We start from the raw sequence: 22254 nt of genomic DNA, 5'->3' as shown, positions 1-22254 counted from the left end.
CCTTTGAATCCTTCGATCCGGGTCCGGCCGAGGTCCCGGGGCAGGGCCTCGGCCGGGCTCACCCGCACAACGGACTACAGGAGAGCACGGTTCAAACGGGGGCCGTGTCAGCTCGCGTCGCGGTAGACCCGGCCGCCGGCGTTGGCGGTCGCTCCGTCGTAGAGGCCGGTCGGGCTGGTCACGGTCGAGAGCGTGAACCACGCGTAGCGCTCCACGAAGTCCAGGCCGTCCAGCATCGTCGTCGACGACCTGATGAAGTCGGTCTGCTCCTGCTCGCCGGGATAGCGGGGCGTGCCCTGGGAGAAGTCGATCAGGCCGTACTCGGTCAGCCAGATCGGCTTGTGGTAACGGTCGTGGACGGCCTGGAGGTAGCCGCGGAGCTGGGCGGCGGCCTCCGGGCCGAAGTCGGAGCCGTACCAGTGAAGCGGGATGAAGTCCACGCGCAGACCGCGCTGGGCGGCTCCCTGCATGAAGCGGTCCAGCCAGCCGCCGGCCACGTCGGCGCCGGTGGCGACCGCGGGTGCGCCCAGACGCAGCCCGGTCGCCTCCAGCCGGGGCCACTGGTCGAGCGCCTGCTCGGGGGCCATGGCGGCCTGCTTCGGCGAGTCCGGCTCGTTGAAGCCGAGCAGTTCCTTGCCCTCCTTGGCGGCCTGGCCCAGTTCCGCGTCGGTGACCGAGCCGGGACCCCAGATCATCGGGACGTAGTCGACACCGGCCGGCTTGGCGACGGCGCCGGTGGAGGACGCCCAGTTGAAGTACCAGGACGCGCCGGAGTCGGCCAGCGCCTGGGAGGCGCCGTCGACGGGGTTGAGGCTGACGCCCTTGCGGGTGGCGGCCGGGTTCTGGTTCCCCGGGCCCGGCGGCGCCGTGGTGGCGGGGTCGGCCGGGGCGGCGGCGCCGGTGCCGAAGGCGACGGTCAGGCCGGCGCACCTGGTGCACTGGTACATGACCTTGTTGCCGGGCTCGGCGTCCTGTCTGGACCAGGCGTACGCGGTGGGGCACTTCTGGTTGATCATGTCGCTGTAGCCGGTCTTGGCGTCCCGGTCCGGGTTGACACACACCAGCGGCGAGCCCGTGCCCGGGTCCTTGACGAGGTTGTCGGCCGGGCAGGCGGACAGCAGGTCCTCCGCGCAGCCCGCGACGGCGCACGCACCGCTCGCGGGCGGTGTCTCGCCGTCGGGCGTGATGGTGACGGGTTCCGCCACGGCGTTGACGTAACTGACGTCGTACCAGGGAGCCAGGGAGTCGGCCGGATCGAAGTTGAACTCGGCGAGCCCGGCGGGCTGTTCACCTGTCGAGCAGCGGTCCGCGTACGGTCCGCAGTCACCGACGGCACAGTGGAACGTACTGCCCTCCTCGCCACCGCAGCCCTGGCGGGCGAAGAAGGTGCCGCGCCAGTGACCGGCCCCTTCGCGCTCGGGGACGGTGAGGGTGGCGGACTGGCCCGGGTCCAGCACCGGCAGGCCGGTGAGCGCGGTCGAACCGTCGGCATTGACCGTGCTGCCGACCCAGATGCGGCTGGCCGTCCTGTTCTGCAGGGTGACGGTGTGCTCGGCGGCACCGACGTCGGCGGCCGGTGTTCCCTGGATGCCGGTGTCTCCGGAGCGGTGGGCCCGGATCGCCACGGCGGTGCCTGTCACACCGACGACGATCAGGAGCAGTGCCAGGAGTAATGATGTGCGTCTGCGCATAGGGCGTGCCTCTCCGTGGGGCTTGCGCTGGTTCGGCGATCAGATGCGTCGCTGCGGGCACGACGGACGGTCGGGGGTTGGCAACTGTTCGTTGGATAGTGCTCACAAGGCCGAATTAGCTCGATCGTGTGATGGTCGGCTCGCGGGCTCGCGGGCTCGCGGGCTTGCGGTCTCCTGGGCCGACTGGGTTAGCGTGATCGCGCGATTTGGGACGCCGGGTACGGCGTCGGCGTGCGGGGCCCCCGCTCCACCGGAGAGATGGTTCGGGGCCTCCCCGTCGCCTCTGGCCGTACCTGTTTGACCAGGTCGTGCTAGGGAACTGGCCTCTCGGGATCGGACCACGCACAGGATGCGTGTCGCTGCCCCGGGGTTGAGTACGCCGGGGACCTGGGGGTACCTCCCACGCCCTTAAGGCAGTGGGGGAGCGCTCAAGACCGTTCGGGGCGTGCGGCTGAATGGGCTCAATCCTGCTCAGTCTTAAGGAACGGTGGATGGTTCATCCCGGCGGTGGATGTCAGGCCCGTCGCGCCCTCGGGGCGGGCGTGTTCGTGTTCTGTCCGGCGTGCACGGAGGCGGTGGACCTTGAGGGGGAGTCGCCGCCGCGGGAGGCCGAGGCCGACCGGGTGGAGGCCATCGAGCCGCCCAGGATGGTGCGCCCCTCGTCGCTGAGCAGGGGCGGCGGCCCGCTCGTCGCCGGGACAGCGGAACCGGGCAGGGGAGACACCGGAGTCACGGGACTCGGGGGAGCAAAGGACAGGGGCGCGGTGCTCCCGAACTGCGGGGTGGTCCGGGCCGAGAGGAAGGCGGTTCCGTCGCTCATCGATTCCCGGCCCGGGTTGCTGAAGTCGGCGTTGTTCCAGGCATGGTGGGCCTGTTCGGCCTCTTGGACGGGGGTGGGCGTCGGGCCTGTGGCGCCGGCGGTGACTCTCTCGAGTCTCGCCTCCTCGGCTGCTTGGAAGCCGAGAGCGTCGCTCAGCTGATCCTGGCCCGGATTGCGGGAGTTGTCGGTGCTCCAGACGTACTGTGCCCGCTGGGCCGCCTGGAAGGCGCCGCCGTCGCTCATCTCGTTCTCGCGCGGATAGTCGAAACTGCTCCTGGCCGAACTGCTCCTGGCCGACGCTGCGGCCGAGTCCCGCTGACCGGCCGCCGGGCGCTCCCAGCGTGCGCGGAGCCGCTCGAACTGCTCCTGGTCCTGGGCCATGATGGCGGTCCGGGCGTTGGTCATGGCCTCCGCGGCCGTGACCGTCCGCGGTACATCGCCCCGCGACGTGCTCCGCTCCCGCGTCGGCGGGTCGGCGCTCGGGGGAGCGTTGCGCCGCAGTTCCCTCATGTACGCGTTGTTGGCGTACATCGCGACACTCGGCATGCTGGTGGGGGATCTGTCGTACGCCTTCTTCCACTTCTTCTCGGTTCTGACCAGCTCCAGAACCGCGTCTTCGAAGGCCTCTCGTGCATGGGGCGGAAGCCCGTTGACCGTCCCCTCGAAGGCCGCCCTCGACGACAGCGGCGACGGAGCGGAGAGAGGTCGCTGCGGTGGGCCGTCCCTCATCGCCCGAGTCGAGTCCGGCTCGGCCCGGCCGAATCCGCCTGCCTCCTGCCCGCCGCCCACCTCCTCCCCGCCGCCGGCCGAGGGGGCTCCCCCTCCCGACGGCGACCGGCCCCTGAGGCGGTCGATGAAGCGACCCAGTTCGTCCGCCAGTTGATCCCAGGCGCCTTCCGTGTTCGTCGGGCGCGCTTCGTTGCCGGGACGTCGGCCTCGTATGGCGTATTCAGTCTTGAGCAGGCTGCGCGCCAGAGCGACTTCGGGGGGAACCGGTTGCTCGGGCGGCGTCTTCCTGGCCAACCGCCTCCTGGCCGAGGAAGCCGCGCTGTCGTTCGCCACGGTTGCCCCTCACTCATGTCGGAATATCGGATGTGCGACCTCCGGTCGGAGGTGGGCGGGGTCACGCCCCGCGCAGCTCGAACCCGCTCGGCAACGGCAGCAGGCCAGGGGGAAGCGGGATTTCGGGGAACCACGGGGCGCCGTCGACCGGTCGCGAAGGGGCCGTGCGACGGGCATAGCAGCCGTCCGCGTCGGACACGGACCGGCGGCGCTCCAGCAGACCCTGCGACGCGAACCGCCACGCGTGGGCCGCGGTCATGGGCGTACCTCCCCAACTGTCGGCTGTGATCCGTCGGCCGGGCGCCGACGCCAGTCGGAGGAGAACAACGGACCAGGCGCGCCCGGTGGTTCAACCCATCGCCCCCGAAACGGACGTCGGAGTGCTGTGGCCGTGCGATTGCCCCCGGTGGTACGGCCCCGTTGTGCCCCACTACTGGGTGACGCGGCGCACCGCCGACGGGACGAGAACCGGGGAAAGGGGCGGGGGAGGGGAGCACCGGAGAGAGGAGAAGCGGCATCCAGGACCAGCGTGTCAGCCGCAGTAGAGGAAGCCCTGCCGGTGGGCCCGCCGCCCATCCCCGCCATCGACCCGCCCGGACAGAACCCGGTGGGCGTCTTCGACGTGGAGGCGCAGGCCTACCTCGCGGCCGACACCGACAACGGTGCCGTGCGACGCAGCAGCCCGCGGACCAGCAGCAGCCGCCTACCCTGCCGGCGGACCGGCCCATCGCTCGCCACGACTCCTTGGCGACCGGCGTCTCGACGGGATCGACGCCAAGGCCGACCGCGACCCGCCGGACGACGACACTGGTCCCGCGGACCAACTCCACGAACGGCAACGGCAACGGCAACGGCCGTGGGCCGGCCGCCGGGGGCAGCTGAAAGGCCGTAACGGCCCGCTTCGTCACGCGAAGCGGGCCGTGCGCCCGGGTCCGCACCGCCGCGAGCACGCCGCGGGGGCCGGGAGGTGTCCGTCAGTCCCTACTTACCGTGGCCGCCGGGCTTCTTCTTCTGCTGGGCTCCTGCCATCCATGCCAACACGCCGCTCGGCGCCTTCGTCTCCTTCTTCTTCTTCCCGCTGTGTCCGTGCCCCGACGAACTGCTCTTCACCGGGGCCGGCGCCTCGGGCGGCGGACTGGGGTTCCTGGGTGCCTGGGCCAGGGGTGCTCCGAAGTTCGAGGAGGCCGAGCCCGTGCTCGGGGTGCGCTCCTGAGCGTCGTACGAGGGGTTGTACGTCGCCGTCCTCGCAACGGGAGCGGGTTCGGATGACGGAGACGAGGAGGAGGCGGTGTAGGCCTTGGCGTTGACCCGGTTCAGGGGTTCGCCGAACTGGCTGTCGGAGTAGGTGCCGGCGCCACGATTCGCCTGAGAATCAGGGAAGTAGGACTGACGGTCCACCGAATCTATCTGCGGCTGGGCGCTCATGCTGTACCCGGCGTACGGACCTGACGGGTTCCTTACGGGGCCCGTTTCGCCCGAGCCGTACGAGCCGCCGTAGGCCCGGCCCGGATTCTGGTTGCCGTAGTAGTCGAAATACGAGGACTGGGCGGCACCCGGTCGTTCACCGGGTGAGACCGCCACGCTCATGTTGGACATGGTGGTTGCGAGCGGATTCTCGATCTCGTAGTCCGGGGTGTCGAAGTGCGGCACCGAGCCACCGGCGGCCGGGTAGCCGCTGATCATCTGGCCTCCGGTCGGAAGCTGATGGCGAGCATTGGACATGTACGCGTGCTGCCCGCTGCTCAGGGTGTTCACCGGCCCCAAGTAACCGCCGGAGCCGGAATTGCTGGAGGCCGTGGTGACCGTATGGAGAGACCCCCTCGCCACATTTCCGGGGACCTGTGGGTTGGAGCCCGATGAATGGGTCGACGCGCTCCCTCGCGCCTCCTGCGCGGAAGCGACGGCTTGGAGCCTGTCCTCCAGCGTCTGAGCCGCCGACGGCGCGGCAGGCCAGTTCTGACCGGCCTGCGAGCTCTGCGACGGATGACGTTCCCATCCTGCGATCTGCTCACGGGTCGCCGTGCTGTGAGGGAACTCTGCGCCTGCGCCCGTCACGAAGACGGCCTGGTCGGGGTCCCGATTCGCGTTGTCGAGAATTCCCCTGAAACCGTCGAGCGACTGCTGAATTCCCTGGCGGTTTCTGAGTATTGAGCGCGCCACCTGCTGGGTCTGATACTCCCGGTTCTGTTCCGCGGAATACGAAGGCGTCCGATCGAGAGTCATGACCTGGTCCCAGGAATTCTGGGACCGAACCGTGTACGTGGCGACCTCATCCAGCACAGCCGTTTGTTGGTTCCGCCGCCGTACATGGAAAGTTACGCCGTCGACTTCCCCCCTCTCCATCTTGTTCAGCAGTTCAGGCATCTCGATCGTCTTCAGTACGCTGTTTTCGTCCACCCCCCGGTAGACGTCCGCGTGAACGGTTCCGCGGGATTCAGCCATGAAGGTCTGAGATGCCTCGCCCCACATGTAGTTCATCGAGGGCGAGGGCGTCGCGCGGTCGTGTCCCGTGTCGAGCCCGTCGAGGATCGCTGCCCCGGGGGCGCTCTCCAGCGTCCTTCCGTTGTTGAGCTCTGCCCTCAACTCCGCCGGCATCCCGGTCGTCTTCGACCATGCGCCGGTGTTCCTTACGTGCTCTGCGCCTGCCTTCTCCAGAGCAGCTTCCCATTTGCTGTTCCTGCTGTAGGAGTCCTTGTTCTGATTGTCCAGCCACCAGCGCGCTCGGACCGAGAAAGCACCTTTCTTCTGCAGCTCTCGCACCAGGTTGTGAACCACCTGGGTGTTTGCTACGGGCTGCCGTCCCGCATTGATCTCGCGCCCTTCGAACCTTACTTGGTCGTAGAAGGCTGTCATGGCCGCGTGGAGAGCAGGATTGTCCGCCGCCCGCAGACCCCGGTAGCGGTTCAGACGTTCGAAGGATTTTTCTCGCCCGCGCCGGAATTTTGATTCGCTGAAAGCCATCGCGGTGTCTTCCCTTTCTGCCTGACGAGCAGTCGCCGCCTACCCGCACTGCGGATCGAACGGGGTGGGACCGACGATTGCTCACATGATCGTGTGCGGTTGTCCTGTGGGCGGATCCCACCGCCCTGTCTGTCTTGACAGGCAACAACGGAAAGAGCTCTCCCACGGTTCACCCGCCCTCGGCTCGAATCTGGCGGGGATCTTGGACTTTCCCGGTACGGCAGCATGATCAGTCGGCGCGTTCGGGGCTGTTTCGAAGGCCGACGCAGATGACGAGGTGTCCGTTGTCCGTTCGTCCACCTTCCGGTGAGCGGGTCAACCCTTGGACGCGGCCCGGCGGTTCAACCCGTTGTCGGCGCCGGTGATCCGCGGGATCCGTGAACCACGTACCACACGCGTGCGTTGTGGTGCCCAGACGGGACCTGGACTTCGTGCTCCACGGCTTCCCCGACCGCTGTCCGACGCGGCTCTCACCGCACATCAGGAAGGAGCGCCATGACGGTCCAGACGACTGACGCCGAGCAGGTGACCGCAGCGCCCCCGGCGCCCCCGGCGCCCAAGTTCATCCTCTATCTGGAGGCGCCGGAGTACGGCCGGGCGCTGCGGCAGTTGACCCTGTGGGTGCACCACGTGCTCCTGCCGGTCTACGGCCGGGAGGTCACCTCCATGGCTCCGTGGTGCTCGCGCTGGTGGGAGCACCCGGAGGCGGTGGCCCAGCTGCACGGGCTGTGGCTCGCCTGGGGGGAACTGAGCGACACCGGCTCCGAGTCCGGCATGACCGGCCCGGCGAGCTGGCACCGGGACTTCCTGGGTCCGGTCATGCAGAACCTGCGGGACCCGTCGGGTGCGTTCGCCGGCTGCAAGCCCGGTTCGCACCGACCGAAGGAGGTTCCCACCGTTGACGCCGTCGACCCGTTCGCGCCGCCGCCCGGACCGCCGCCCGCCCGGGGCTGAAGGACGCGCCCGGGGCTGACGGGTGCGTTCAGGATTCCGGCGGAACGAGGGGCGGACCATGGCGCTCCGCCCCTCGTCCTCGTCCAGGTCCAGGTCCAGGTCCAGAGTCAGGCGTCCGGCCGGACCACCCCGAGGATCTCCATCGACGCGGCCGGGGAGACGTACACCCAGCGGCCGGGCCGGGGAGCCTGGATGATCTTGCCGCCGCCGATGTAGAGGGCGACATGGCTGGCGTCGGCGAAGTAGATGACGAGGTCGCCGGGGCGCATGTCCTCGATGGGGACGTGCTTCAGCAGCCGCCACTGCTCCTCCGAGGTGCGCGGGATGGGGTGGCCCGCCGCCAGCCAGGCCTGCGAGGTGAGGCCGGAGCAGTCGAAGGAGTCGGGGCCCTCGGCTCCCCATACGTAAGGCTTGCCGAGCTGGCGGGTGGCGAAGGTGATCGCCTTCCTGCCCGCCGGGGTCGCGTCGGTGCCGACCTTCTTGAGGATGCCTGTGTCCACCCATTTCGCCTGGGCGTCGTCGGCCTCCTTCTTCTCCAGCGCGGCGAGCCGCTCGACCTCCTTCTTCTCCAGCCGCGACTCCAGCTTCTTCGCGTCGTCGATGTGCTTCTCGATCGCCTGGCGCTCGGTGTCCTTGGCTCGGCGGCTCGCCCGCAGACTCCTCAGTTCGCCTGCGGCCTCGTCGGTGCGGTTCCCCAGGTCCTTGCGGGTGGCGCTCAGGGAGGTCAGCACCCCTTGGGTGGCCTGCTGTGCCTGTCGGGCCAAGGACGCGTTGTCCAGGGCGCGTTCAGGGTTGTCGGAGAGGGCGAACTGCATCTCGGCGGGCAGGCTGTCGCCCCGGTACTGGGCGCGGGCCGCCGCCCCGGCCAGTGAGGTGAGGCGGCCCAGTTTCGTCTCGGCCGCCTCGATCCGGCCCTGGAGCGTGTGAACACGCTCCTCCTGCTCGGTCACCTTCTCGTCGGCGGCGTCGTACTTGTTCGTGGCGACCTCCGCGTCGTGGTAGAGGCGCTTGAGTTCGGCGCGTACCTCGGTCAGGGTGCTGGGCTCGGCCCGGGCCGGCTGCGGGGCCGTCGCCGTCAGGGCGAGGGCCAGGGTGACGGTCGCCGCCGTCCGGTGGCCGTGTGCGCGCAGAGTCCGTCTCATCTGTGCCGAAGCTCCTTTCGTGGGCGTCGCATGAGGTGTGCGGGGCGGGGTCGTCAGCACAACGGGGCGGTGGCGTCCCGTGGTTCAAAGCGGGGTGTGAACCGGCCGGACGCGTGACCCGTTGTGCGTCCCAGGTGCGGTTCGCGGACGAAGGGATCGGTATGGGCGCGGAGTTGGTGCCGCTGGCGCTGTGCACGGGGTTCGGCCTCGGCTTTCTGACGCTGGCGACACGGTCGGCGCTGGGGGCCGTACGGCTGTGGGTGCGCGGGCTGCGCGTGATGGGTCAGGTGACGCCCCGCATGGCCGCGGACCGGCGGTGGGGCGGGCTCGTGGTGTTCCCCGACCACCTGGGGCGGGGGCTGGTCTTCGACCCGGGGTGGCGGGGGCCGCTGTGCGGGCTGCCGCCGGTCGGCGGGAGCGTGCCCGTGGTCTACGCGCAGAACCGGCCGGCCACGGCCCGGCTGTGGACGCTGCGGTATCTGCTGGCGCCGTCGTTCGGATGGTTCCTGTCCTCGACCCTGGCGTTCGGCACCGGCGTCGCGGTCTCGTCGTGAGCCGGGACGTGGCCGCGGCGCGGCGGGGCGGGGGCGGATCCGACGGCCTCGGGCGGGTCCACGGGATCGACGCGCTGCGCGGGTTCGCCCTGTTCGGCATCCTGCTCGTCAACGCCCAGCTGATGGCGGGTCCTTACACGGCGTTCGGCGGCGGTCCCGACGCCTCGGACATCGACCGGGCGGCCGCGTGGGGGGTGACCGCGACCACCACCGTCTATCAGCTGTTCTCCTTCCTGTTCGGCTACAGCTTCGTCCTCCAGAGGCGTGCCGCCCGGAAGGCGGGTGCCGCGTTCGCCGCACGGCATCTGCGCCGCACGGCGGGGCTGTTCGGACTCGGTCTCGCGCATGCCGTGCTGCTCTATCCCGGCGACATCCTCATGACGTACGCGGCTCTGGCCCTGGTCCTGTACGGCCTGCGCGACCTCACTCCCCGGGCCGCCGTACGGGTCGCGGTCTGCCTGGTGGCGGGCCTGGCCGTCCTGCTGCTCGGGTACGGACTGCTGACCGTCGCCCTCACCGAGCCGCTCACCCCGGCCCAGTACGCTCCCCAGGTCGCGGACACCGTGGCCGCCTATCGCGGCGGGGCCCTGTCGGTGATCGGGGCGCACCTGCGCGAGCTGCCGACCGCGCTCGGCGCCAACCTGATGTACGCCCCCGACATGCTGGCCGCGTTCCTGGCGGGGCTCGCGGCGGCGAAGACGGGGCTGGTCGAGCGGCGCGGGCGGGACCGGGCGTGGCTGCGGCGCACGGTCGTACGGTGGCTGCCGGTCGGCCTGGCCGGCGGCGCGGTCACGGCGTGCTGTGCGAACGGGCCCCTGGACAGCAGGTGGTTCCTGGTCGGCCACGCGGTGTCGCTGCTCACCGCGCCGGCCCTCACGGTGTCGTACGCGTGCGGAGTGCTCCTGCTGGCCGACGCGCTGCGCCCGGCGGCGGGCGTGCTCGCCGCCTCCGGGCGCATGGCGCTCAGTCACTACCTCACCCAGTCGCTGGTCCTCGCCTGCGTGTTCACCGGGTACGGGTTCGGGCTCTACGACCGGGTCGGCACGGCTGTCGTACTCGCGGGCTGCGTGGTGCTGTACGGCCTCCAACTGTCCCTCGGCGCACGGCTGATGAACCGTGGCCGGTACGGGCCCGCCGAACTGGTGCTGCGCACGGTCACGCTGGCGCGGCGTCCCGCCCCGGGGCCGTCTTCTCCAGGGCCACGCCCGGCAGCAGACGACTTGCGGCCCGTTCCGTGATCGCCGCAGTCTCCGCCTTCGCCGCCGCCGAGATGGCACCGGCGCCGGGCTCCTTGTACCAGGGGCGCAGCCGGATCAGGGCGGGCCTGATCCCGGTGGCGAGGAGCAGCGCGGTTCCCTTGGGCAGGGCGCGGATCCTGTCGGGCGGCAGGACGGCCTCCTGGCGGTAGGAGTACGAGCGTGAAGTGCCGTCCTTGCTGCGGGAGATGCTCGGTGTGCGTACGTCGTGCTGACCGACGAGGATGGAGATCTTCTGGACGAAGTCGGCGTCGTCCAGGCCCGCGCCGAGGAGTTTGACGGTCGCCGCGCTCCACAGCGCGTCCATGCCGACCTCACCCCACACCCGCGCTCCTTGGCGGTAACTCTGCAGCAGGGTCACGACATTGATGCCGCGGGAGCCGAAGTGCGAGTACAGCTCGGGGAGATCGGAGATGCGGCACACGTTCGCCGCTTCGTCGAGCACCGCGGTCAGCGGCGGGTCGAGACGCCCGCCCATGCGCTCGGCGGCGACGACACCTGCCCGCATCGTCGCGTCCGCGAGCCCCGCGATGACGCCCGCCGCCGAACCGCCGCCGTCCTTGGACAGGAGGTAGAGCGTGTCGTGGCCGAGGACGTGCTGATCGGGACGGAACTCCGGGAGGTCGGGGTCGGGGGTGACCCAGGCAAGGATCTCGGGGTCGAGGAGGCAGGACACGGTCTGCCGGGCGGTCTCGTAGATGCCGTCCCGGGTCTCCACCGCGCCGCGCACCGTGCCCTGCAACTGCTCGGCCATCGCGACGAGTCCGACCTGGCGAAGGAGGTCGATCGGGGAGCGGTCGGCGGGGTCGGCGAGCCAGGCGAGGAGCTCGGTCAGCGGGGCCCTGCCGCGCGCGGCGGCGAGGAAGAGCGCGGTGAGCGTGTTCTGGGCGGCCGAGATCCAGAAGTCCTTCTTCGCGGTGTCGTCGTTGACGGACGCGACGAAGTGGCCGGCCATCCGGCGGGCGCCCTCGATGGTGTGGCACTCGCCGAGGATGTTCCACCACATCGCGCGCGGGGTGTGGGCGATGCCCTGCGGGTCGAACGTCCAGACCGTGCCCGCGTTCGCGCGCTCGGCGCGGGTGACGGCGTACACGTCGGCCTTGTTGGACGTGAGCAGGACGGCGCCCTGGGCGCGCAGCACCCGGGGCACGGCTATCCCGGTCGACTTGCCGGCCCGGGGCGCCATGAGGTCGAGCTCCACGTCCTCGTAACTGCTGCGCAGCTCGGGGCCCTTGGGCTCCAGGTCGCCGAGGAGGTTGCCGGTCTCGTCCGGGTGCACCCGGTCGCGGCCCTGGAGACCGGGGCGCAGGTCGCGGGCGCGGGCCTCGATGCCCTTGGGGCACAAGGCGGCGAGTTCACGCCGCCCGGCCAGGCCCTTGGGGCGGGCCGCACGGTCCAGGACGAGGCGTACGACGAGGGCGACGGGCACCGCGACGAGCGCCAGCAGGCCGAGCATGCCCGCGTAGACCGTGGCGGCCGGCGTCGTGGCCCACACCGAGCCCGGTCCGTCGGAGACCAGGTGGGTGACGGTGGACAGGGCGAACGGCGGGGCGTCCCAGCCGTTGCCGGAGAGCCCGGCCCCGAGGGTCCCGCCGGACCAGGCGACGGTGAACATCAGCAGACCGGTGCCGGCGAGAGCGACGATGGCCCACGGCAGCAGGTCGTGCAGGTCGCCGCCACCGCTGCGGGGGGCGCTCACGCGGTCCACCGCCCGGCCGCCGCCTCGGTGCCGGGGCCGCCGGGGACGCCGGGGAGTCCGTGGACACCCTCCTGGGCGGCCCTCGCGACCTGCTCGGCGGCACGGGCGGCGGCCTGCTCGACCGCCTCCTCGTTGGTCGTCCAACGGGTGTTGGTGTTGTGCAGGCGGCGCTCCGCGTCGGTGATGGCGACCTTGATGGGGATGCCGGGACGGCCGCCGACCTTGATGAGGAAGCGGCCGCGGCCCGGCGGCTCCTCGTTGTCGCCGTTGACGCCCCAGCCGGGCGGCGAGGACCAGGACGACACGAGTTCGATCTCGCGCCGCGACAGGCCGACCACCTTGCCCAGGTCCTCCATCTCGGTCTTCGGCAGCCCGGCGCACACCACCATCCCGGCCCGTTCGACGAAGCCGCGGGCCTTGGCGCGGTCGGCGTCGGTGCCCAGCGCCTCGGCGTCCTTGAGGGTGTGGGTGATCTTCGCGTCGCCGAGCCCGAGCGAGCGGTTCAGCCGGGTCAGCGCGTCGATGCGGTCGACGATGCCGGAGGCGGCGCGCAGCGGGCGCCACAGTTCGTCGAGGACGGTGAAGAACCAGCGCCTGGGCGCGAGTCCGGCGTCCGCGAGGGCGTGCGAGGCGGCCACCGTGCCGAGCCCGTCGGACCAGGCCGCGAGCATCGCGGCGGCGGTCAGCTGGGTGTCCGCCTCGCCGATGCCGGAGATGTCGATGCACACGGCGGGCGCGTCCGGGTCGATCCGGGTGGACGTCTCGGAGGCGAAGGTGTCGCCGAGCGGGCCGTCGAGGATGCCGAGCAGGGAGCGGTGCAGCGGGTCGACGGCGTCCCGGTAGCGGGCGTCGTCACCCCGGTCGAGGGTGACCGCGCGGACCCGGGGCGGGCCCTCGGTCAGCACCCGCAGCACGTCGGGCAGCAGCAACGCCCGGCCCTGGTGGGTGCGTTCGCGCAGGTGGTGCAGGACGGCGGAGAGCACGGACTGCTCGTGGTCGTCCATGGGCCGCCCGCGAACGATGGTGATGAGGGCGGCGACCATGTTCAGTACGCGTCCGTGGGCCTCGGCCTTCAGGACCTCGCCGGCCTCGCCGCCGATCTTCGCCGCGGCCTCGCCCATGGCGCCCGGATCGAGGACGTTGATGCCGCCCCGGCCGCGGCCGATGGAGATCACCTGGCCGCCGAGCGCGCGGACGGTGTCGGCGTAGTCCGGCTTGAGGTCGCCGAGGACGAGCGGGACGACACCGGTCGCGGCGAGCCCGATCAGCATCCGGTTGATGAGCGTGGACTTGCCCAGGCCCGGCATTCCGAGCATGAACAGCGAGGGGTTGGAGATGTAGCGGGCCCGGGTGAACCAGTTCAGCGGGTCGCCGCAGACGGTGGCGCCGGTGAACAGGTGCTGCCCGAGCGGTACGCCGGTCATGGGCGAGCCGGAACCGGCGGCGAACGGCCACATGCCGCAGGCCTGCACGGTAGTGGCACGCCACATGGTGGGCGGATCCATGTAGCCGACGCGCCCACCGCCCACGCCGTACCAGCCGCGATGCGGGACGAACAGTTCCTTGGGCTTCGCCGGAGCCTTCTCCCTGGCCGCCTTGCCTGTCCTGCCCACCTGGTCCGTCGTGCCGGCCTGGCCCACCTGGCCCGTCGCGCCGTCCCAGCCGCCGGGCCGGCCGTCCGACGTCCCCTTCGCGGCCTGCTTCCGCGCGGACGTCTTCGCCCGGCGTTCGTCCCGCCCGGAGCGGCCCCCGTCCAGCATCGTGAGCGCCTGCTCCTCGGCCAGCCGGTCGGCCCGCTCGGCCTGCTTCTGCTCGCGCCGGCTCACAGCGCCTCCTGAAGTTCGTGCGGGACGAGGGTCTGCTCCCAGGGGAGGATTCCGGCGGGCAGGGTGCAGCTGAACGCCGCCGCCTGCATCCGGTCCGCGGGCCGCATCAGCACCCGGGACGCGGCGGTCAGGTTGCGGACGGTGACGCTCGCGTCCGCCAGCTCCTCCATGCTGTCGACGGTGACCGTCAGCATCAGCGAGAACTCCACGAGTCCGGCGCCCGACGCCTCCTCGGCTGCGGTCTGCTCCGCCGCCCTCACCTCGGAGGCCGCGCGGGCCTGCACCATGCCCTTGCCGGACGACGCCATGAACTGGGCACTGCGCCGGTCCGCCTCGACGATGCGGGCCGAGGTGGCCGGGTCGATGGGCCGGTAGACCAGGGCGACCCGCTTGCGACGGGTGCCGGGCGCCGCCTCCAGCATGCCCCGGAGCACCGAGGAGCGGATGGTGCCGCGCGGCGCCAGGGTCAGCATCCAGGTCCGGGAGACGCCGGAGTCGTGCTGGTAGCTGTTCACGGTCTCGACGGCGGCGGCGGGGCCCGCGTCGTCCCACTCGAGGCCCGTTCCGCCCTGCTGGGCACGGGCGTTGAGGACGTCGGCGGCGACGGCGGGGTCGTAGGCGACCCGGACGACCTCGGCGATCCGCTCGGCCGACAGCGGGTACGCGGCACCGCCGCCGGCCGCGACGAGCCCGCTGAGCAGGCCCGGGATACGGATGGCGAGATCGGTGATCACGTCGTCCTTCTTGCGCCGCTGGCCCGGTGGGATGCCGTAGGTCAGGGTGATGTAGGTGTGCATCTCGGACGACGCGCTCGGGTACCGCTGTACGACCTCCTCCATGACCGCGCGGGCGGCCGGCGGAGCGTCGGGGTGGATGCGGGGCAGCACCTCGTGGGCGAGCCGGGTGCCCGGGTCGGGGGCGGTCTCCACGATCACGGTGGCGCCGCGCAGGCCGGGTTCGTGGGCCAGCCGGGCCAGCCACTCGCCCCACAGCGCGACCCAGACGTCGACCTGGTCCGGGTCGATGAGCGAGCCGCCGTCGGGGTCGCAGCCGAGGACGATCGTGTACAGGTTGCGGATTGGGTGGTGCAGGACGCCGAAGGGGCGGTCGTAGGCGTCCCGGCCCTCGGTCGCGGTGACCTTGTTGAGCAGTCCCGGCGGGCGGAACCGGCCGCCGGGGCGGGCGGACAGCGGGCCGGAGACGTACAGGTGCGCGCCCTTCGCCTTGCGGCGCCACCATCCGATGCGCAGGGTCATCAACTGGTAGACGTTGCGCCCGTCCTGGGTACGGACGGCGAGCGGTGCGAGGAACACGACGACCGGTACGAGCACGACCAGCGCCGCGTACAGCGAGATCAGCGACGCCAGCAGGGTGACGATGAGCCCGCCGAACACCCCGAAGGTGCCGACGAGTCCGAGCGGTCCGAGCCCCGGCCGCCGTGGCCTGCGCCAGTTTCCGTAGGTCGGATGGATGACGGCTTCCGTGGACATGAGTCCGGTTTCCCTTCGTGAAGTGACGGGGGGTACGGCGCGGCGGTGGGGAGACCGCCGGGCTCCCAGGGGGGAGCGGGAGCCCGGCGGCCGTTCATGGGGGGGGAGGTGAGACGACGGGGAGTCCGCCGCTCACCGGCGGGGACCGCCCGCCGGTGCCGACCGGTCAGCGGGGACTGCTCGCCGGTGCCGACCGGTCGCGCCCGCATCGGGCGCGCGGTCCGGCCGCCGTCGTCTCCCCGGGCATCACTTGTTGTGGCCCAGTTCGCCGTCGGCGCCCTCGACGGCGCCGGAGACGGTGGAACCGGCCACCTGTGCCGCGGCCACCGCCGCGAGGACGGCGACCCCCGCCGGTCCGGCCGCCGCGGCCGCGCCGCCCGCCGCGCCGCCGCCCGCCGCTCCGGCACCCGAGGCACCGGCCCGGCCCGCTCCGGCCGCGCCGCCCGATCCGGTCGCACCGGCATCTCCACTCGCCCCCGACGACCCGCCCGCACCGGACGAGCCGCCCGAGCCGCCGGATCCGGTCGCACCGCTCGGACCCACCTGCGCACCACCGCCGGAGCCGCCGCGGCTGCCGCCGAGCTGGACCGCGCCACTGGCCAGGCTGGAGCCCGCCTGTCCCATGCTGGCCATGGGGTTGCCGGTGCCCATGGCGGCGGTCGCGGGCACGATCAGCTTCAGCAGCGCGGGCAGGGCGATGGCGGACAGCAGCATCACGCCGATACCGGCGATCCGGGTGTTGATGGTGGCGGTGTCGCCGGTGCCGCTGTTCTGGCCCGAGGTGATCATCGCCATGCCCGCGTTCATGACGAGGGCGACCGCGGGTTTGTAGAGCAGCCAGGCGATCATCCAGCCGATGTGCTTGCGCCACCAGCCCGCGCCCCAGTCCGTCATCGAGGCCGCGGCGGCCATCGGAAGGGTGCCCAGCAGCAGCATCATCACGCCGAGCCGGATGTACATCAGGACCGTGTGGATGATCCCGGCGATCAGCAGCAGGAACGCGAGGACCAGCAGCAGGAAGGACTGGATCCCGCTGCCGTCCGAGCAGGCTCCGACGTTGTTCAGCGAATCCTGTACGGCGTTGTTGAACAGGTAGTTGGAGTAGCTGTCCCCCACGGCCGCGGCGGCCACGACGACGGTGGTGGCGGCACCCGAGACGAGCACCACGCGCATGATGCCCTTGAGCGCCGTGTGGCCCGCGTCGCCCTTCCGTTCGATGGCCATGCGGCAGGCGGCGAAGAGCAGCGAGCCGACGGCGAGGTAGACCACGATCCACTGCGTGTCGCCGCTGATGTCCTTCGACGTCTGGGTCTGCTCCAGTGTCGGGACGTTGGTGGTCAGCGCCGCGAACACCGCGACCGCGCCCGCGAGGATGGTCTTCGCGATCAGGTCGACGATGGTCCCGATGGGATCGCCGAGAAAGCTGAAGAACCCCTTCACCAGGTCGATGACCGGATTCCCGGACGTGCAGTTCACGTCAAACCCCCCAAAGGGTGAAGCCGTTGGTGCTCTGGACGGCCGACACCGGCGAGTGCAGCGAGCCGTTGTCGTCGGCCTTGACCTTCCAGTCGCCGCCGCTCCAGCGCAGGGAGATGTTGGTCGCCGCGTATCCCTGGGCGCTTTTGAGGAGCAGCCGGACGGTCGCCGCGGTGTCCGTGTACGAGGTCACCGTGAAGCCGGCGTAAGAGGCGACGGCCGTACCGCTGTTCTGGCTGTCGGTGCTCTGGACGGTGGCGCGCTGGAACTCGAACATCTCGCGGCCCTGCCCGGAGACGACCTGCTGCTCGGTGACGGTGCGCCAGTCGGATCCGCTCATCTGCGAGGGGATGATGTGGGCGGCAAGCGCGGCCCCGGTGGGCGTGTGCGCGTAGCACCACCACAAGGGTCCCTGGATCCGGGTCGGTCCCGCCGAGGCTGAGACGGGCACCCGCGCGACACCGAGCGTGCGCCAGGTCACGTCCTTGGGCGCGGCCCGGGGCAGCGCCGATCCCGCGCTGTCGTCGGTACGGCAGTCCCGGGGGCGGCCGTCCTTCGTGGCGGACGGGCCGGCCAGCGGGCCTTCGGAGGCCGCGGCGTTCGCACGGGCCGTGGTCGTGTCCGGGCCGGACAGCATGGTGACGATCCCGCCCACCACGACCACGACGCCCAGGAATCCCGCCGACAGCTGCCAACTGCGCTGCTTGTAGTACGGCCCGGACTCCGCGAGCCGGCGCTCCCTGCGTTTGAACATCACGACCGTCCGCCGGGCCTACGCGAAGACGAAGCTGATCAGCGGGCCCGCGGTGGCCACGAGGACACAGCCGCCGAGCACCATGCCGAGCCGGCTCATGTGCTCCGAACTCTCGCCCCGCTTGACGGAGACGGCCATCATCGCGCCGGTGATCAGCACCCCGGCGACACCGGCGGCGGTGCCGGCCCAGGCGGCTATGCCGAGGACCGTGTTGACCTTGGAGGTGAGCTCGCCGGGGGCGTTGGCCGCGGGCTGGGGGACGCCGGCGGAGGGCGCGGGGACGCCGGCGGCGAGGATGTTGGAGGCTTCGTAGAGCAGAGAGGACATGACGATCTCCGAGGGATTCGGCGCCCGCGACGAGCGGTGGGCGAGACGGTGACTGGCTTGACGAGAAGGCGTGTTGGGGTCAGGGACCGAGGAGCTGGAGGCTGCCGAGGGCCGCGACGAGCGGACCGGCGCACGTGGCGACCAGGCAGCTGAGGGTGACGAAGAAGACGCCGCGGAAGTGTTGGCCGCCCTCGCCGGGTTCGCCGCGGCGCAACTGGAGCGCCATCTGGATGCCGACGATGATCAGTCCGCCGACACCGCACGCCGAGGCGCACCAGGCGAGCAGGCCGAGAATCGTGTCGGCCTCCACCGGCGGGGTGTAGGCGGCCAGGAACCGCGCGTCGAGGAGGGGTTGGATCACGACACGGCTCCCTCGCCGTAGAGCTCGCTGCCCACCAGCTTGGCGAGCGTGACGAGTTGCCCGGGGGTGGACTTCGGGCGGCCGCCCGTACGCCATGCCGGTATCCATGGCACGCGGTGCACCCGGGCGACGGAGCGGAGTACGCGGATGCGGCGCAGCAGACCGAGCGGCAGCCGTCCGGGGGCGTCGGCGACGAGGACCACGCCGAGCAGTTCGAGTCCCTGCGGGGCGTTGCCGTCCTTGAATGCGCCCAACGCCTGGGAGACGGACCGCAGTCCACGTGCGCTGGTCCGGCCCACCAGCACGACCCGGCGTGGCTCGCCACGGGCGGGGTCCGGCCAGCGGGCCCCCACCTCCACTCCGCCGAACGCCTCGACCAGCGAGGTCGCGCCGGACCCGCCGTGCGCCTTGACCCAGCCGACCTCGTCCCGCGACTTCCCGCGCGCCGGCCCGGGCCGCTTCGACTGGCCCCAGGCCGCCTGCGAGGAAGCGGAAACCGACGCCGCGCGCCGCCCGGGGGCGGACTTGGGCGAGACGGCCTTGGGCCGGGGTGCGACGTGCGGGGCCGCGGCTGTGGACCCGGCCGCGGGCGCCGGGGCGACCGTGGCCACGGGCTGCACGGCGGCCTGAGCACGAGGTAGCGCCCTGGCCCGCCCCCCGGCTGCCCGCCCCCCGGCCTGTGGCACGGGTGCCGCGAGCTGCCTGTCGATCGCCTGCGGAGGTGTGGGCTGGGAACCGCCGGCCGATGTGAACACCGGCTGGCCGAGGGGAACTTGGGATGAGCCGGGCTGAACCGTGGGGACCTGCGGGGACGCGGGCTGAACCACGGGAGTGGGCGGCGATGCGGGATGACCTGCGGGCCCCTCAGGGAACGCGGGTCGGTCGGCGGGAAGTGCCGCCCGGCCGGCGGGGACCGGGGTTCCGGCCGGTGTCGCCGGGGTAGCCAGGGTGGCCGGAGTGGCCGGAACTCCTGGTGCCGCCGGCCGGCCGGTTCCGTCGGGGTCAGGAGCGGGCCGCGCTTCCGGGGGCGCCGGCTGTGGGTTCTTCGGTCCCCGTACCCATGGCCCCGGGCCCGACGGCATTGCCGAAGGAGTGCCCATATGTGCCCCGCCCCCCTTTTCGCTCGTTGATCCGCTGCTCTGGCTCATCTGGTTTCCACTGGTTTGAACTTATTTGCTCCGGGCCCCGTTTCGATCTGTCGAGCCCGTCGGACAGCACAACGGGCCATGTGGCCACAGCGGTTCAAGGCGAGGGGAAGAAGGCGGGCGCTCATGAGCGGAGAGAGCGGAGAGGGCGGTTCGTCGACCGCCGTCAGGAACGGGATCATCGCGGGCACCGGCTGCGGTTGCCTGCTGTCGCCGCTCGCCCTGGCCGGAACGCTGGTCGTCGTGGTGGTCCTGGGCGGGTTCGGCGTCCTGCTGGCGCCGCTCATCGCGCTGTACCTGCTCTTCCACGGCGGCGGCGGTGATCCCCCGAGCCAGGCCGACGCGGACCAGTCGCTCGGCATCTTCCAGGGCGACGGCAAGGGGCAGCTGGACACCTCCACCGTCCCCGCGGACCTGGTGGACCCCATTCAGAAGGCCGGCGAACTGTGTGGCGCGATCGGCCCGATCGTCATCGCCTCCCAGATCGAGAAGGAGTCCGGCTTCAACAGCGCGCTGGTCGGCCCGAACGGCGAGCAGGGCCTCTCGCAGCTGCCGCCCGAGATATTCACGCAGTACGGCAAGGACGACGACAGCAACGGCAAGACCTCCGCCCTGGACGCGAAGGACTCGATCATGGCGCAGGGCCGCTACCTGTGCGAACTGGCCAAGCAGGGGCAGCAGATGATCGACAACGGCGAGGTGAACCAGAGCGACGGGGACGGGACCACCAACAGCGTCCTGGACCTCGCCCTGGCTGGCTACGACGTCGGGATGGACGTCGTCCGCGCGGCCAAGGGGGTGCCGCAGACGAACGAGGCCCAGGGCTATGTCCTCGCCATCCGCGCCCAGTTCGCGAAGTACCAGGGCATCGGCGCCCCGCCCTCGGGCGCCACTCCGGGTGTCACGCCCGACCCGGACGCGACCACGACCGCTTCCACCCAGACCGCCGCATGAGGAGGACAGCCATGGCTCACTTCGATGTGTACATCTCCGGCGAAGGGCTCGCCGAGATCGACGGACACACCCTTGTCCCCGCGCCCGGCCAGTCCGTGCACGAGGTCGTCCTCGACCGGTTGCACGGGCACGCGGAGGACCGCGCCGGCGCCGTCGTGGCGACGGTGTACGACAGCCCCGGCGCCGCCCGGTTCGTCCTGGAGGTGCTGCCGGACGGGTCCAGCCGCGTCCTCGAACCGGAGGAGGAACCGTCCCCCGAACCCGAACCCGAACCCGAACCCGAACCCGAACTCGAACCCATGGCTCCGTCGGCGGCCGTTCCCGTCGCGACGGTCGTCGTTCCCGTCTCCGCCGCGGACACCGCCTCCGCCGTCGCCACCGCGGTCGCGCGGGCCCGTGCCACGGCCGCCGCCCGCGCCGAGGTACCGGACCCGGCCGCCGTCGCGGCCCCCGCCCCCGCCACCGGTCTCCCCCCCGACATCGCCGAACGGATCGGCCGTGTCAACGGTCTCGCCGCCGACGGCCGGCTCGACGAGGCGTTCGCCGACGCGACCGCGCTGCGCGAGAGCCTGACCGGCTCGATGGGTGCCGAGCACCCGCACGCCGTGGAGGCGCGGGCCGTCGAGGCGTACCTCGCGCATCTGCGCGGCGACCACCGGGAGGCCATCGTGCTGGCCCTGGCCGTGGCCCGGATCCGGTGCCGGGCCAGGGACGGCCGGGCACCCGCGGAGGTGGCGCGGGCCGCGGCCGCCTGGCAGCAGCTCGACGACGACCGGGCCGTCGTCGCCCACGGGCGTGAACTCCTGCACATGTGGGACACGTTGGACCGGCACGGCCTGCTGCCACCCGGCTACGCGGCACTCGTCGGACAGGTCCGCAGACAGGTGGACGCACTGGAGGCGTACGCATGAGTCCGGGTCACCGCGCGCAACCCGTCGCGTACCCCCGGTCACACCAGCCCCGACCAGCTCGTCCATCACTTCGTACATTCGACGTCAAACGAACGTGGAACGCCCCTCGGAACACTCCGTTCCCCAGGAGGCCCCGGCTCCAGTCCCCCTGACCGGGGCCGGTCTTCCCAAGGAACAGGAGCACACCATGAACGTCACGGTCATCGGATCGGCGAGCGCGGTCTCTCCCGAGGAACGGGCGCTGCGTGACCTCTACCTGGAACACGGCCCGGCGCTCTACACGTATGTGCTGCGCATGCTCGGCGGGGACACGCACCGCACCGAGGACGTCATCCAGGAGACACTGCTGCGCTGCTGGAACAAGCGGAACCTGGCCGACGACGAGGGGATGGCCGTACGCCCCTGGATGTTCCGGGTCGCCCGCAACCTCGTCATCGACGCGCACCGGACGCGGATGGCGCGGCCGTTGGAGATAGGCGGCGCCACCTGGCTGAGCGAACTGGGCGCCGAGGTGGACGACATCGAGCAGATGCTGTCGTCCATCGTGGTGCAGGAGGCTCTGCGGGCGCTCACTCCCGCCCACCGCGACGTGATCCGGGCGACGTTCTTCGAGGACCGCACCACCCAGGAGGCGGCCGAGGCCCTGGGGATTCCGCAGGGCACGGTCAAGTCCCGCGTGTACTACGCGCTGCGCAGTCTGCGGCTGGCGCTGCGCGAGCACGGTGTCGTCGCGCACGAGGACGGCCGACCTCGGCAGTCGGACCCGGACCCGGTGCCGGTCCGGTCCGCCGCCTGACCCCGCGGACCACGCCTGGCCGCGCCCGACCGCGCGGACCGCGCCTGACGACGACTGGCCACGGGGACCACGCAG

At 71.6% G+C, this 22254-nt stretch carries 19 protein-coding genes; 6 read left to right on the top strand and 13 right to left on the bottom strand.

From position 1 onward, the window contains the following. Positions 1-107 precede the first annotated feature (107 nt). From ACFYR3_RS27010 to ACFYR3_RS26995, 4 genes are all read right to left on the bottom strand, one after another. Complete coding sequence (locus tag ACFYR3_RS27010) at positions 108-1691, bottom strand: glycosyl hydrolase (protein ID WP_389284893.1); 1584 nt, start codon at positions 1689-1691, stop codon at positions 108-110. A 514-nt stretch (positions 1692-2205) separates the two neighbouring features. After that, positions 2206-3240, bottom strand: a complete 1035-nt coding sequence (locus tag ACFYR3_RS27005; protein ID WP_389284892.1) for a hypothetical protein — start codon at positions 3238-3240, stop codon at positions 2206-2208. A gap of 394 nt (positions 3241-3634) precedes the next feature. Next, positions 3635-3832, bottom strand: a complete 198-nt coding sequence (locus ACFYR3_RS27000; RefSeq protein WP_355841236.1) for a hypothetical protein — start codon at positions 3830-3832, stop codon at positions 3635-3637. A gap of 722 nt (positions 3833-4554) precedes the next feature. Continuing rightward, positions 4555-6534 carry a hypothetical protein gene (locus ACFYR3_RS26995; protein ID WP_355841238.1) on the bottom strand — a complete coding sequence of 660 codons (1980 nt, stop codon included), beginning with the start codon at positions 6532-6534 and terminating at the stop codon, positions 4555-4557. 495 nt (positions 6535-7029) lie between these two features. Between ACFYR3_RS26995 and ACFYR3_RS26990 the strand changes: the two genes are divergently transcribed. Beyond that, on the top strand, positions 7030-7488 hold the full coding sequence (locus tag ACFYR3_RS26990) for a DUF4913 domain-containing protein (protein ID WP_355841240.1): 459 nt from the start codon (positions 7030-7032) through the stop codon (positions 7486-7488). 107 nt (positions 7489-7595) lie between these two features. Here the strand turns inward: ACFYR3_RS26990 and ACFYR3_RS26985 are convergent, their stop codons facing one another. Further along, on the bottom strand, positions 7596-8630 hold the full coding sequence (locus ACFYR3_RS26985; protein ID WP_355841242.1) for an NlpC/P60 family protein: 1035 nt from the start codon (positions 8628-8630) through the stop codon (positions 7596-7598). Positions 8631-8743: 113 nt separating this feature from the next. Between ACFYR3_RS26985 and ACFYR3_RS26980 the strand changes: the two genes are divergently transcribed. Both ACFYR3_RS26980 and ACFYR3_RS26975 read left to right on the top strand, forming a co-directional pair. Continuing rightward, complete coding sequence (locus ACFYR3_RS26980) at positions 8744-9184, top strand: hypothetical protein (RefSeq protein ID WP_355841244.1); 441 nt, start codon at positions 8744-8746, stop codon at positions 9182-9184. Then, positions 9181-10422, top strand: coding sequence for a DUF418 domain-containing protein (locus ACFYR3_RS26975; RefSeq protein ID WP_389284891.1), 1242 nt, complete (start codon positions 9181-9183; stop codon positions 10420-10422). The genes ACFYR3_RS26980 and ACFYR3_RS26975 overlap by 4 nt, the downstream gene beginning before the upstream one ends. On the opposite strand, the gene ACFYR3_RS26970 is transcribed toward ACFYR3_RS26975, so the two are convergent. From ACFYR3_RS26970 to ACFYR3_RS26935, 8 genes are all read right to left on the bottom strand, one after another. Then, positions 10340-12139, bottom strand: a complete 1800-nt coding sequence (locus tag ACFYR3_RS26970) for a type IV secretory system conjugative DNA transfer family protein (protein WP_389284890.1) — start codon at positions 12137-12139, stop codon at positions 10340-10342. The genes ACFYR3_RS26975 and ACFYR3_RS26970 overlap by 83 nt on opposite strands. Then, complete coding sequence (locus ACFYR3_RS26965; protein ID WP_389284924.1) at positions 12136-13644, bottom strand: ATP/GTP-binding protein; 1509 nt, start codon at positions 13642-13644, stop codon at positions 12136-12138. Before ACFYR3_RS26965 ends, ACFYR3_RS26970 begins: the two co-directional genes overlap by 4 nt. Before the next feature lie 317 nt (positions 13645-13961). Further along, on the bottom strand, positions 13962-15455 hold the full coding sequence (locus ACFYR3_RS26960) for an SCO6880 family protein (protein WP_389284889.1): 1494 nt from the start codon (positions 15453-15455) through the stop codon (positions 13962-13964). A 246-nt stretch (positions 15456-15701) separates the two neighbouring features. Beyond that, positions 15702-16931, bottom strand: coding sequence for a hypothetical protein (locus tag ACFYR3_RS26955; RefSeq protein ID WP_389284888.1), 1230 nt, complete (start codon positions 16929-16931; stop codon positions 15702-15704). 1 nt (position 16932) lies between these two features. Further along, entirely contained in the window at positions 16933-17685 is a 753-nt protein-coding gene (locus tag ACFYR3_RS26950) for a hypothetical protein (protein WP_355841254.1), read from the bottom strand. 18 nt (positions 17686-17703) lie between these two features. Then, complete coding sequence (locus ACFYR3_RS26945) at positions 17704-18012, bottom strand: hypothetical protein (protein ID WP_355841256.1); 309 nt, start codon at positions 18010-18012, stop codon at positions 17704-17706. Positions 18013-18091: 79 nt separating this feature from the next. Further along, complete coding sequence (locus ACFYR3_RS26940; RefSeq protein ID WP_355841258.1) at positions 18092-18373, bottom strand: hypothetical protein; 282 nt, start codon at positions 18371-18373, stop codon at positions 18092-18094. Then, positions 18370-18984 carry a hypothetical protein gene (locus tag ACFYR3_RS26935; protein ID WP_389284887.1) on the bottom strand — a complete coding sequence of 205 codons (615 nt, stop codon included), beginning with the start codon at positions 18982-18984 and terminating at the stop codon, positions 18370-18372. Before ACFYR3_RS26935 ends, ACFYR3_RS26940 begins: the two co-directional genes overlap by 4 nt. 660 nt (positions 18985-19644) lie before the next feature. Between ACFYR3_RS26935 and ACFYR3_RS26930 the strand changes: the two genes are divergently transcribed. From ACFYR3_RS26930 to ACFYR3_RS26920, 3 genes are all read left to right on the top strand, one after another. Continuing rightward, a complete protein-coding gene (locus ACFYR3_RS26930; RefSeq protein ID WP_355841262.1) occupies positions 19645-20472 on the top strand; it encodes a transglycosylase SLT domain-containing protein in 828 nt (275 codons plus the stop codon). An 11-nt stretch (positions 20473-20483) separates the two neighbouring features. After that, the gene (locus tag ACFYR3_RS26925; protein WP_389284886.1) at positions 20484-21383 is read left to right on the top strand and encodes a hypothetical protein; all 900 of its coding nucleotides are present in this window, start codon (positions 20484-20486) and stop codon (positions 21381-21383) included. Positions 21384-21570: 187 nt separating this feature from the next. Beyond that, positions 21571-22179, top strand: a complete 609-nt coding sequence (locus ACFYR3_RS26920) for a sigma-70 family RNA polymerase sigma factor (protein WP_355841265.1) — start codon at positions 21571-21573, stop codon at positions 22177-22179. Positions 22180-22254 lie beyond the last annotated feature (75 nt).

The sequence above is a fragment of the Streptomyces sp. NPDC005784 genome (genome assembly GCF_042871525.1).
Classification (GTDB): domain Bacteria; phylum Actinomycetota; class Actinomycetes; order Streptomycetales; family Streptomycetaceae; genus Streptomyces.
Note: the sequence above shows the minus strand (reverse complement) of the source record. Positions and strands in the feature narration are given on the sequence as shown.

What these genes read in the sequence shown, in the direction of transcription:
- ACFYR3_RS26990 (WP_355841240.1), top strand. Translation starts at nt 7,030, where the DNA reads ATGACGGTCCAGACGACTGACGCCGAGCAGGTGACCGCAGCGCCCCCG.
- ACFYR3_RS26950 (WP_355841254.1), bottom strand. Translation starts at nt 17,685, where the DNA reads ATGTTCAAACGCAGGGAGCGCCGGCTCGCGGAGTCCGGGCCGTACTAC.
- ACFYR3_RS27005 (WP_389284892.1), bottom strand. Translation starts at nt 3,240, where the DNA reads ATGAGGGACGGCCCACCGCAGCGACCTCTCTCCGCTCCGTCGCCGCTG.
- ACFYR3_RS26930 (WP_355841262.1), top strand. Translation starts at nt 19,645, where the DNA reads ATGAGCGGAGAGAGCGGAGAGGGCGGTTCGTCGACCGCCGTCAGGAAC.
- ACFYR3_RS26920 (WP_355841265.1), top strand. Translation starts at nt 21,571, where the DNA reads ATGAACGTCACGGTCATCGGATCGGCGAGCGCGGTCTCTCCCGAGGAA.
- ACFYR3_RS26925 (WP_389284886.1), top strand. Translation starts at nt 20,484, where the DNA reads ATGGCTCACTTCGATGTGTACATCTCCGGCGAAGGGCTCGCCGAGATC.
- ACFYR3_RS26985 (WP_355841242.1), bottom strand. Translation starts at nt 8,630, where the DNA reads ATGAGACGGACTCTGCGCGCACACGGCCACCGGACGGCGGCGACCGTC.
- ACFYR3_RS26995 (WP_355841238.1), bottom strand. Translation starts at nt 6,534, where the DNA reads ATGGCTTTCAGCGAATCAAAATTCCGGCGCGGGCGAGAAAAATCCTTC.
- ACFYR3_RS27010 (WP_389284893.1), bottom strand. Translation starts at nt 1,691, where the DNA reads ATGCGCAGACGCACATCATTACTCCTGGCACTGCTCCTGATCGTCGTC.
- ACFYR3_RS26945 (WP_355841256.1), bottom strand. Translation starts at nt 18,012, where the DNA reads ATGTCCTCTCTGCTCTACGAAGCCTCCAACATCCTCGCCGCCGGCGTC.
- ACFYR3_RS26965 (WP_389284924.1), bottom strand. Translation starts at nt 13,644, where the DNA reads ATGGATCCGCCCACCATGTGGCGTGCCACTACCGTGCAGGCCTGCGGC.
- ACFYR3_RS27000 (WP_355841236.1), bottom strand. Translation starts at nt 3,832, where the DNA reads ATGACCGCGGCCCACGCGTGGCGGTTCGCGTCGCAGGGTCTGCTGGAG.
- ACFYR3_RS26960 (WP_389284889.1), bottom strand. Translation starts at nt 15,455, where the DNA reads ATGTCCACGGAAGCCGTCATCCATCCGACCTACGGAAACTGGCGCAGG.